The organism is Paenibacillus sp. PastM-3 (genome assembly GCF_029893965.1).
Lineage (GTDB): Bacteria > Bacillota > Bacilli > Paenibacillales > Paenibacillaceae > Paenibacillus_AQ.
The window spans coordinates 70,479-81,497 of sequence record NZ_JARXXP010000020.1 but is presented as its reverse complement, the minus strand read 5'-3'; the positions used below and the strand labels follow the sequence as shown (position 1 = coordinate 81,497).

Annotated in this window: 10 protein-coding genes; all 10 read left to right on the top strand. The window is 49.8% G+C overall.

Features of this window, described 5'->3' with window-relative positions; translation table 11 throughout:
• Positions 1 to 166: 166 nt before the first annotated feature.
• The 10 genes from M2108_RS23165 to M2108_RS23120 all read left to right on the top strand — a co-directional run bounded on the left by M2108_RS23165 (position 167) and on the right by M2108_RS23120 (position 10,719).
• A complete protein-coding gene (locus M2108_RS23165; RefSeq protein WP_277471675.1) occupies positions 167 to 1,057 on the top strand; it encodes a polymorphic toxin type 44 domain-containing protein in 891 nt (296 codons plus the stop codon).
• 182 nt (positions 1,058 to 1,239) lie between these two features.
• Positions 1,240 to 1,770, top strand: coding sequence for a DUF5412 family protein (locus M2108_RS23160; protein WP_277471676.1), 531 nt, complete (start codon positions 1,240 to 1,242; stop codon positions 1,768 to 1,770).
• An 818-nt stretch (positions 1,771 to 2,588) separates the two neighbouring features.
• Positions 2,589 to 5,222 (top strand): alanine--tRNA ligase, encoded by a 2,634-nt coding sequence (gene alaS / locus M2108_RS23155; RefSeq protein ID WP_277471677.1) that lies wholly within the window; start codon positions 2,589 to 2,591, stop codon positions 5,220 to 5,222.
• 315 nt (positions 5,223 to 5,537) lie between these two features.
• Positions 5,538 to 5,813, top strand: coding sequence for an IreB family regulatory phosphoprotein (locus M2108_RS23150; RefSeq protein WP_068729140.1), 276 nt, complete (start codon positions 5,538 to 5,540; stop codon positions 5,811 to 5,813).
• Positions 5,813 to 6,229, top strand: coding sequence for a Holliday junction resolvase RuvX (gene ruvX / locus M2108_RS23145; RefSeq protein ID WP_198536677.1), 417 nt, complete (start codon positions 5,813 to 5,815; stop codon positions 6,227 to 6,229). Before M2108_RS23150 ends, ruvX begins: the two co-directional genes overlap by 1 nt.
• A gap of 13 nt (positions 6,230 to 6,242) precedes the next feature.
• A complete protein-coding gene (locus M2108_RS23140) occupies positions 6,243 to 6,551 on the top strand; it encodes a DUF1292 domain-containing protein (protein ID WP_090715060.1) in 309 nt (102 codons plus the stop codon).
• Positions 6,544 to 6,852 (top strand): DUF1292 domain-containing protein, encoded by a 309-nt coding sequence (locus M2108_RS23135; protein WP_277471683.1) that lies wholly within the window; start codon positions 6,544 to 6,546, stop codon positions 6,850 to 6,852. The genes M2108_RS23140 and M2108_RS23135 overlap by 8 nt, the downstream gene beginning before the upstream one ends.
• Before the next feature lie 179 nt (positions 6,853 to 7,031).
• The gene (gene mltG / locus M2108_RS23130) at positions 7,032 to 8,081 is read left to right on the top strand and encodes an endolytic transglycosylase MltG (RefSeq protein WP_277471684.1); all 1,050 of its coding nucleotides are present in this window, start codon (positions 7,032 to 7,034) and stop codon (positions 8,079 to 8,081) included.
• 57 nt (positions 8,082 to 8,138) lie between these two features.
• Positions 8,139 to 9,071, top strand: coding sequence for a peptidase U32 family protein (locus M2108_RS23125; RefSeq protein WP_277471685.1), 933 nt, complete (start codon positions 8,139 to 8,141; stop codon positions 9,069 to 9,071).
• Positions 9,072 to 9,390: 319 nt separating this feature from the next.
• On the top strand, positions 9,391 to 10,719 hold the full coding sequence (locus tag M2108_RS23120) for a peptidase U32 family protein (RefSeq protein WP_277471686.1): 1,329 nt from the start codon (positions 9,391 to 9,393) through the stop codon (positions 10,717 to 10,719).
• Positions 10,720 to 11,019 lie beyond the last annotated feature (300 nt).

Sequence of the window (11,019 nt, the reverse complement as noted above, 5' to 3'; positions counted from 1 at the left end):
ATGTATAAAGGGTTCAATAGTTTTTAGTTACTGTCAAACACTCCCTAAATCGGAGTGTTTTTTTCTATTCGCGTGCCCAGAGGCACGCATGATCTAGTTGGTGAAAGTCCAACCAAGAGAGGGGCCGAACTTTATTTCAAACCATTTTGATAGGAGGATAACTTTCATGAAAAAGATTAGGATACTTCAATTAATAAGTTTAGCTTTAATAGCAATTCTTATATCAACTTCAGTTAATAGCAACTCGATTGCTTGGGCAGATCCTACTGCTAGTAATTCTTACAAAAGTTCTACAGAACTTCTAGAGTCGTTGCCTGACACCTCAGAAACAACAGCTATTCAGCAATTACACCAGAAAGCCGTAGAACTTAAATTGCTTAAAATCTCAGAAAATGTAATAGATCTTAATGTTTTAGAGGCTAGTAAAACTCAGCTGCAATACTCTAATGAGGTGCTATTCGGAGAGTATGTAAGAAGTCTTCAAGCTGCAAACCGTCTAGTCGAAGGTGGATATGCATATTACGATGCTAATTATACACCACAATTAGTGAATTCAGAGGAAATTCAAAAGATATCAAGCCAGGAAAAAGAAAGCTCAGCTCAAGAAGCTGGTACATCAAAATTAACGCCAGCTAGAGTAGAGATTTTTGATTTGAGTGGCTTGGTTCAAAGTAATAGAACACAATTGTCGAGTTATTATTGGGATGTATATTATGGTGCGATTTTATCAGGTGGTAACGCAGGTATCGCAGCTTTAACCGCTTCGGCGTTTTGGTTTAAAGGAAAAGTGCAAGCCGGTGGACCATGGGACTATAAAAGTCAGCCGGGCTGGGGAGGGTACAGTAAGTCATGGTACGCTGACACTTATAGAGGGTTTAGATATGTAACAACAGAATATATAGGAAACTATAATTACGGATTCACCGGTTCTTTTTTATTTTCACTGAACATATTATACTATGGTGGACAGTATGCTAATGGGAACATATGGCAGCCAGAAGGTCAGGGCGATAGAACAGCGATAAGCGATGGTTATAATGATGCAGCAAATCACTAAAGGATATTATTAAGAATTTTATTACTATTCAATAAAAATTGGGGATGATTCTTTAAATAAGGAATTATCTCCTTTGTTATAGGTTTAAGCAATTTCCGGTTTTTGGGTTCAGTCTTACAAGTTGATGATTTGAAATACTCTTTATAAAAATTTGTTCGAATTGAATTGAGGCGAGCTTTTAAATGAAAAAGTACAATTGGTGCTCATTTCTATTGCTCTTAGTCTTAGGCGGGATAATCGGAGGCTCCGTATACAGTCAAATATATAACCAATGGATGATTTCTCCACCAAATTATATTACTCTTATTTTCACAGTAATTGCTTTAATTTTAGGGATAGTAGGTTTTCAGGATCAATCAAGTTGGCGGGCAAAAGTAAGAAGCTGGTTTTCCATGATTTTTTCTTCGATTTTGATTATTGTTCTAACTGCTTCTTTGGTTTTTACAGCTCTGTTTTCGGGTTCAAAAGAATTATTGAAGACAGTACAGTCACCGGATAAAAAGTACACAATTCATTTTTATGCTACTGATGCAGGTGGGATGGGCAGCTTTGGTGTTTTGGGTGAGTTAGAGGGGCCGCTTTGGTTTAAGAAAAAAGTTTATATAGAGAGTAAAGTAAATGAAGTTCAGACTGAATGGGAAAATGCACATACTATTTTAATAAATAATCATAGATTGAATTTGATGGATGGTGAGTCGCTGATTGTAAAATGAAGGTATGTTAAGGTGCAAGTAATTTAAAGATAGTGCTTGGGTTTGAATATGAGTTATGTTAAATATAGCTTTTATAAAAACTATGTTTAAATATCATGGCAAAGCGCACATGACCCTATTTTATGCATATCTATTCAGTTGAAAGAACTACTAAAAAATTCCGAACAAAAAACCCTTATAAATCAAGGGTTATAGTATTTTAGTATGGTGGAGACGACAGGATTTGAACCTGCGGCCTCTTGCTCCCGAAGCAAGCGCTCTACCAAGCTGAGCCACGTCTCGATATCAAGTTCAGGTGCCCTGTTACACGCATGAATCCTCTTAATATCCAGAATTATACTCCTGTGTATAGGCACTGTAAATAATCTGTTTAAGACATATTTGCGTCCGTTTTAAGGCGATTCAGCAGTCTGCAGCAGACAGCTCCGCCTCCAATCATTGACACAACCCCCGCCGCTGGCTATACTTGAAATGTTAAAATGCAAATCGGATAAAACATTGATGAAATGAAGTACGCCGGAGCATGGCTCCCCCAGAGAACGGGTTCCGTTACGGATGAATCGTAATGGCTGTGAGAACCCGGAAGACAGACCGGCGGAAAGCTGATTTCGGAGTGCGGGGAAATCCCGCCGGGGGCGCCCGTTAACAGCCGCGACAAGGCGATCGTCTGCAGGTGTCCGCGTGTTATTACACGGATCAAGGCGATAACCAGGGTGGTACCGCGATAATCATCGTCCCTGAATTTATTCAGGGGCGTTTTTGTGTATTCCGGCGTAATTGCCGGATGCAGATTAATACTAAGACGGGGGCTGTACATGATGAAAGCAAGTGAAATCCGTTCCAAATGGCTGCAGTTTTTTGAGAGCAAAGGCCACAAAATCGAGCCAAGCGCATCGCTCGTTCCGCACAACGATCCATCCCTTTTGTGGATCAACGCCGGTATGGCCCCGCTGAAGGCATACTTTGACGGACGCGAGATTCCTGAGAATCCGCGCCTGACCAACTCGCAGAAATGTATCCGTACCAATGACATCGAGAATGTCGGCAAAACGCGCCGCCACCATACGTTCTTTGAAATGCTCGGGAACTTCTCCATCGGCGATTATTTCAAGGAAGAAGCCATCACCTGGGCCTGGGAGTTCCTGACCGGCAAGGAGTGGATCGGCTTTGACGGCGACCGCATCTCGGTTACCGTGTACGCTGAGGACGAAGAGGCATTCAAGCTGTGGAATGAAAAAGTAGGCCTGCCTGCTGAACGCATCATCAAGCTGGGCGACGAGAACTTTTGGGATATCGGCGAAGGCCCGTGCGGCCCTTGCTCGGAAATTTTCTATGACCGCGGCGAAGCTTACGGCAGTGACATGAGTGATCCGGAAATGTATCCGGGCGGTGAAAATGAACGCTGGCTGGAAGTATGGAACCTCGTATTCTCCCAGTTCAACCACAACAAAGACGGCAGCTACACACCGCTTCCCAACAAGAACATTGATACCGGTGCGGGCCTGGAGCGTCTGGCTTCCATCCTGCAGGACGTAGACTCGAACTTTGACACTGACCTTTTCCAGCCGGTGATCCAGAAGACTGCCGGTCTGGCCGGCGTGAAATACAAGGACAACCTGGAGCAGGATATCGCCTTGAAGGTGATTGCCGACCATATCCGTACGGTGACTTTCGCAGTAGGCGACGGTGTGCTTCCTTCCAATGAAGGCCGCGGCTACATCATCCGCCGTCTGCTCCGCCGTGCAGTACGTTACGGAAAGAATCTGGGTCTTGACCGTCCGTTCCTCTTTGAGCTGACAGAAACCGTAGGCGAGGTTATGGGCGTGTACTACCCGTCCGTTGTGGAGAACCGCGAATATATCGCCAAAATCATCCGCACGGAAGAGGAGCGTTTCCATGAAACGCTGTCCGACGGCCTGGCTATTCTGGGTGAAATTTCGGCAAAAGCCAAGGCTGACGGCCTCAGCGTCATTGCCGGCGTCGATGCATTCAAGCTGTATGACACTTACGGCTTCCCGTTTGACCTGACAGAGGATTTTGCTTCCGAGCAGGGACTGACCGTGGACCGCGAAGGATTCGATGCAGCTATGCAGGAGCAGCGCGACCGGGCCAGAGCAGCCCGCCAGGACAATGCCAGCATGAAAATCCAGGGCGGCGCCCTTGCCGATCTGACGGTTAAAAGTGAATTTATTGGATATAATGACACGGTAGCAGAGTCCAAGATCCTCGCCATTGTTGTAGACGGAGAGCTTGTGGATTCTGTCGGCGAAGGCGCCGAGTGCCAGGTTGTGCTGGAAGCGACCCCGTTCTACGCTGAAAGCGGCGGCCAGGTCAGTGATACCGGTCTTCTGACAGGCGGCTCCGTTACTGCCAAGGTTACAGGCCTGTTCAAGGCACCGCACGGACAGCATGTACATCTGGTGACCGTGGAAGCCGGAGAGCTGAAGACCGGCGAGAGCGTACGTGCGGAAGTTAACCGTGAAATACGCGAAGACATCGTGAAGAACCATACGGCGACTCACCTGCTGCATAAGGCGCTGAAGGAAGTGCTCGGCGGTCATGTTAACCAGGCAGGGTCTCTGGTGGAAGGCGCACGCCTTCGTTTTGACTTCTCGCATTTCGGTGCCATTACACCGGAGGAGCTGAGCGATATTGAACACCGGGTGAATGCGCAGATCTGGCGCGGCCTGGATGTGGTCATTGAGAACAAGCCGATTGACGAAGCCAAAGCTATGGGCGCAATGGCTCTTTTCGGCGAAAAATACGGCAACATCGTCCGTGTCGTACAGGTCGGCGATTACAGCCTTGAGCTGTGCGGCGGTATCCACGTCGGCAACACCTCGCAGATCGGAATCTTCAAGCTGGTCAGTGAGAGCGGCATCGGCTCCGGCGTACGCCGGATTGAGGCCGTTACCGGACGTTATGCTTACCAGTTCACCGAGAGCCAGCTTGATCTCCTGAAGCAGGCTGCTGGCTTGCTGAAATCCTCGCTGAATGATGTGCCTAAGCGGATCGAAGCACTGCATGCGCAGGTGCGTGAAGTATCCCGCGAGAACGAATCGCTGCAGTCGAAGCTGAGCGCAACCTTTGCCGCCGAGCTGACCGGCAGCGTGAAGACCGTAGGCGCCGGCACGCAGCTGCTGGCCGTTGCTGTCCAGGCAGGCAACATGGATGCACTGCGCTCCACGGCTGATGAGCTGAAGGTCAAGCTGCCGGATGCCATTCTGGTGCTCGGCGCTGCGATGGACGACAAGGTGAACTTTGTAGTCTCCGTACCGCAGGCACTGGTCAAGCAGGGCTTCCACGCCGGCAAGCTGGTTAAGGAAGTTGCCGCTGTGTGCGGCGGCGGAGGCGGCGGGCGTCCGGATATGGCACAGGCCGGCGGCAAGGATGCTTCCAAGCTGTCCGAAGCACTGGCCAAAGCCGAGGAGCTCGTTGCTGCCCAGGCTTAAAGATTGAAATAGACTGTTCCTCCATATAATATGCCCAGCGGTACTGAGAGCTTCATATCAGTACCGCTGCTTTATTGATGAGGCTGTGTAGTGCAGTTTAGCGAAAATTCGCCTTGAAGGCCGTTCTGCAATAGCTTGAAAACCAAAATTATCTATATTTTTGTAGATAAAATGCCAAAAAAAGCGTTATCTTGGATAGAGGATTTCCAAGGCGGGGCATGAATATGTTATGATGAAGGCAGCAAGTGAGCTGTACAGCAGCAACTATGCGAAACCGCTCTCTGAGGGTGATTTTGCAGAAGGAAGGTGTCACAAATGGACTCCATGGACAAAACGGTTAAATTCAATGTGAAGGGCGACGAAAAGGAAGCTTCTTCCCAGGAAATTCTGCTCGCCGTATACGACGCGCTTGTGGAGAAAGAGTACCATCCGATCAACCAGATCGTAGGGTACTTACTTTCCGGAGATCCGGCTTACATTCCGCGCCACAACAATGCGAGAAGTTTGGTCCGGAGAAAAGAACGTGATGAGCTGATCGAGGAACTGGTCCGTTTCTACCTGGCCAATCACCGGGTGGATCAGCCGAGATGATGAAGAAGCTGGGACTGGATTACGGCGACCGCAGAATCGGAGTCGCCACAAGTGATATTTTCGGGTGGACCGCCCAGGCTCTGGAGACCATTGAACGCCGCGGAAACGGCAACGAGTTTGAACGTATCCGTGAGCTGGTCAAGGAGCATGAGATTGGAGAGATCGTGGTTGGCCTGCCGAAGAATATGAACGGCTCAGTTGGACCCCGCGGTGAAATCTGTATCGAATTTGCCGGTCAGCTGCGGGAGGAACTCGAAATACCCGTACACCTTTGGGATGAGCGTCTGACGACAGTGTCCGCCGAGCGGATGCTGATTGAAGGGGACGTCAGCCGGAAGAAACGCAAGGGGATTGTGGACAAAATGGCCGCAGCCCTGATTTTGCAAAATTTTTTGGATGCTAACAGTAAAAGGTGAGGGGTGCGCTATTATGACAAACGAACAGATTGGCCACGAAGAAGAACCGGAAATTATCTATATTCCCGATGAGGAAGGTAATGAAGAGGAATTTGAGGTCATCATGAAGTTTGAAGTTGACGGTTCGGATGCAAAGTATATGATGGTGGTGCCGCTGGATTCCGAGGATGAGGATAGCGATGAGGTCTACGCATTCCGCTACGAAGAAGACGGGGACGACCTGCAGCTCTTTATGATCGAGAATGACGAAGAGTGGGCAATCGTTGAAGAGACCTTCAATACACTTGTAGACGAGCTTGACGGGGGAGCAGAGAATGACTGATTTTTCCGCAGAACAAGCGGTCTGGACATCTAAGCTCAAGGAAGCCTATGGAGAAACAGTAGAACTGGAAGATGAGCAGGGCCGGTCTTCCGTTTACAATATTGTCGCCGAGTTTGAGGTCGGTGGCCGCGCGTATGCGGTACTGGCCAGTTCTGGCAGGGAAGCGGAGCAGGAGATTCTGCGGATTGTGGTTTCGCCTGACGGTGTGCCGGAGCTGGAGAGTATCGTTGACGATGAAGAGTGGGAAGATGTTTCCGAGCTGTATGATGAGCTGACTTTTCCTGCAGAAGATACGGAATAAAGACTGTTCACGATATGCAATATCTATGCTGGGCAAGGGAGAGGGCGGATTTATTTCCGCGCTCTTTTTGCTTGGTAGGACTGTAAAAATGGTGTTAAATGAAAGTCTCACAAAAAATATATGTTGAATTTAAGATAATACAATTCTATACTATATTGTTGGAAAGCGAGGAGTTCCATTTGAAAGCAGCAATTCGCGCCGTGCTGATTATAGTCCTTGTGTTGGTCTTGGCAGCTGGGGGAGGCGCATGGTATGTCTGGAATGGAATGCAGCCGGTCCATACCGCGGGGCCGCCCGTTACGTTTACGATAGAGAAGGGAATGGGCAGCTCGGAGATTGCAGATCTGCTCGAAGAAAACGGTATTATCCGTAACGCTTTATTTTTCAAAGGTTATCTGAAGTGGGTCAAGGAAGGGTCAGGCTTTATGGCGGGTACATATACCGCAAGCCCCGGAGATACCTACGACAACCTGATTGCCCGCCTGAATGCGGGAGATGTCGTGAAGGAGGAGACAGTGGTCTTCACCATTCCGGAAGGATATACGGCAAAGCAGGTGGCCGGCAAGCTGGCGGAGGCTTGGGGGCAGAAGCCTGAGGTTTTTCTTGAAATTATAGATTCCGGAGCAGGACTCGCTGCAGTTGACAGGCTGGGGATTCCTGCGGGCGGGGGTGTGCTGCACCGTCTTGAAGGGTACTTGTTCCCTGAAACCTACGAGCTGCTCAAGGACAGCACGCCCCAGGACGTTGTTGAAGCGCTGCTGGAGCAGCTGGAGAAGAAGCTGAACAGCATTCCGGACTGGAAAAATCAGCTGGCCGAACGGAAAATGTCCCTGCATGAGCTGCTGACTGTGGCTTCGCTGGTGGAACGTGAGGTTGTCGTCGACGATGAGCGGCCGCTGGTGGCCGGCGTTATTTATAACAGGCTGAACAAGGGCCAAAACCTGGAGATAGATGCTACGGTCCAGTATTTGCTGGACAAGCAAAAGGAACGGCTGCTGTACAAGGATCTGGAAGTGGAGAGCCCGTATAACACGTACAGAAATGCCGGCCTGCCGCCGGGGCCGATTGCAAGTCCCGGACTGGCGTCGATTCAGGCGGCGCTTGCGCCTGAGGCATCGGAATATTATTTCTACGTGACCAAAAAAGACGGTACCCAAGGCCATCTGTTCGGTAAAACGTACGAGGAACATTTAGCCAATATCAAAAAAAGTGAACAAAATTCGCCGTAACCTATTAAAATAGAGATTACTGCGGTTTGATGTACCGCAAGGGCAGGAGGATGCAACATGATGAACAAACCGGAGCTGCTGGTCACAGCAGCATCCCTGGAGGAAGCGCGTGCGCTGCTGAATGCAGGGGCGGACGCGCTGCTCATCGGAGACGACCGTTTCGGGATGCGGCTGGCCGGCCATTTTACGCTGGAGGATACAGCAGCTGTAATAGAACTGGCCCACAGCATGGGCCGCAAAGTATATGCGGGCCTGGGCGGACTGATGTCCAACCGGCTGCTGGATGAGCTTCCGGCATATGTTAAGGCGATCGGCCAGCTCGGCATCGACGGAATCGAGTTCGGAGATCCTGCGGTGCTGTACGCCGTGAAGTCCGAAGCGCCGGAGCTGCGGCTGCACTGGAATGCCGAGATGACCTCGACCAATTACTATACGGCCAACTATTGGGGCCGCAAAGGGGCTTCGCGTGTCGTGCTGGCCCGTGAGCTGAATATGGATGAAATCACTGAGATGGTGCCGCTGCTTGAGGTAGAAGCCCAGGTGCAGGTACACGGGATGACCAATATTTATCATTCCAAACGCGGACTGGTAGCCAGCTATATGGCACACCAGGGACGTCCGGTAGAAGACGGTAATCTGGGCAAGGACCGCGGCCTGTTCCTGATTGAGGCGGAGCGCCAGGAAGAGAAGTTCCCGATCTACGAGGATATCAACGGAACGCACATTATGAGCTCCGATGATGTCTGCATTCTGGAGGACCTGCATATCCTGCTGGCCGCAGGAGTACACAGCCTGAAGATCGAAGGCCTGCTCAAGCCGATTGCCTATAATGTGGCTGTTGTTAAAGCATTCCGCCATGCGGTTGACCTGTATTTCCAGGACCCGCAGGCTTATGAGTTTGATGAGTCCTGGATGGATGGAATCCGTGCGCTGCAGGACCCTGAGCGTGACCTGTCGTTCGGCTTCTTCTACAAAGAGCAAGTCTATTAATTAATCTTTTAGGAAATAAAATAAGGCAATGATTTGCTTCTTTAAAATGAACTTGTAGCTTACCTTAAGGATAAGAGTAACGGAGGGAAGGTTTGGAACTGTAGGAGCATTAGCGTCCGCCTGAGAGCTTTCCGAAGGAAAGCTGGCTACGTAAGCATAAGCTATGTTTGGATTTCTACCGCGTTCAGCGGTTTTAATCAGGAAATCCAGACATAACAGCGGCCGGAAGTCCAAACGCTTTCCGCAGTTACGGTCATATCCCAAAGGTTAGATTTCTGGTTTATTTTAACAAAGCAAAGATATGGAGGGGAGTACAACAATGGGTACCATGACCAAGCCCCAGTACAAGGGCAAACGTTACCGTCTGGACAAACCGGAGCTCCTGGCTCCGGCGGGTAACCTGGAAAAATTGAAATTCGCCGTGCACTATGGCGCGGATGCAGTATATATCGGAGGACAGAAATACGGCCTGCGCTCCGGGGCTGACAACTTCAGCTTCGAGGAAATGCGCGAGGGTGTAGAGTTCGCCAAGAAATACGGGGCCAAAGTATTTGTAGCCACCAACATCTATGCCCACAATGAAGATATCGCCGGGATTGAAGAATACCTGCGCAATCTGCATAAGGCGGGAATCGCCGCGATTATCGTAGCCGATCCGGCTATTGTGGATACAGCGCGCCGGCTGGTGCCTGAGCTGGAAGTGCATCTGAGCACCCAGCAGTCCACGCTGAACTGGCAGGCGGTATCCTTCTGGAAGGAAGAAGGTCTGCCGCGTGTCGTACTGGGCCGTGAAACCAGCCTGGAAGAGATTGCTGAGATCAAACAGCATGTCGACATCGAAATCGAGAGCTTCATTCACGGCGCGATGTGCTCCTCCTATTCCGGCCGATGCGTGCTGTCCAACCATTTTACAGACCGCGATTCCAACCGCGGGGGCTGCTGCCAGTCCTGCCGCTGGAAGTATGACCTGTTCGAAGACGGCCGTCCGGAAGGTAACTGGGTATCGGAAGAGGAGCAGGCAGAGGCTGCCCCGCCGCAGCATCTTTTGCCGGGAGTGACCCAGCTGCCTCTGCATCAGCCGGAGGATAACCAGTTCAGCATGGGCTCCAAGGATCTGTGCATGCTGGAGAGCATTCCTGACCTGATCGAAGTCGGCATTGACAGCTTCAAGATCGAGGGCCGGATGAAGTCGGTCCATTATGTTGCCACAGTAGTCAACGCCTACCGTAAGGCGATAGATGCCTATATGGCCGATCCGGACAATTACGTGCTGAATCCGGAATGGCTGGAGGAGCTCCAGAAAGCGGCGAACCGTCCGCTGAACACAGGGTTCTTTTACGATACGCCGGACCATGAAGATCACATTTATGAGCCTGAGGAAAAAGCGGCGCCGTATGATTTTGCAGGCCTCGTTCTTGAGTATGATGCAGACACCGGTATGGCACTGATCCAGCAGCGCAACCACTTCAAGCCAGGACAGGAAGTGGAGTTCTTCGGACCGGACATCACCAGCTTCAAGCAGACTGTAGGCGAGCTGTGGGATGAAGAAGGGAACAAGCTTGATGCTGCCCGTCACCCGCTTCAAAAGATCCGTATGAAGGTAGATCATCCGGTTGCTTATTTTGATATGATGCGCAAAAGAAAATAACAGCTTTAGCTTAAACAGAGGATGCCCCGGAAGCGGGGTGTCCTCTTTACTTTTTTGAAAAATGTGGAAAATGAACATATAATATAAAAACTTCTCAGGATATTTCTCTGTAGACCTAAGCAATTTGCCCTAATTAGCCGATATATATGGTGAACGCTTACATACGTCCTCTATTCTAGCTGGCAGGTGATTGTATGGAGAATTCCGGACAGAAGAGCAGAGAGAAACCAGAAGGGGAGAAGGATCATAGTGAGAGAGAACAATCAAAAACCAGGCAAAGAGCAGAAAGCAAAACCAAGT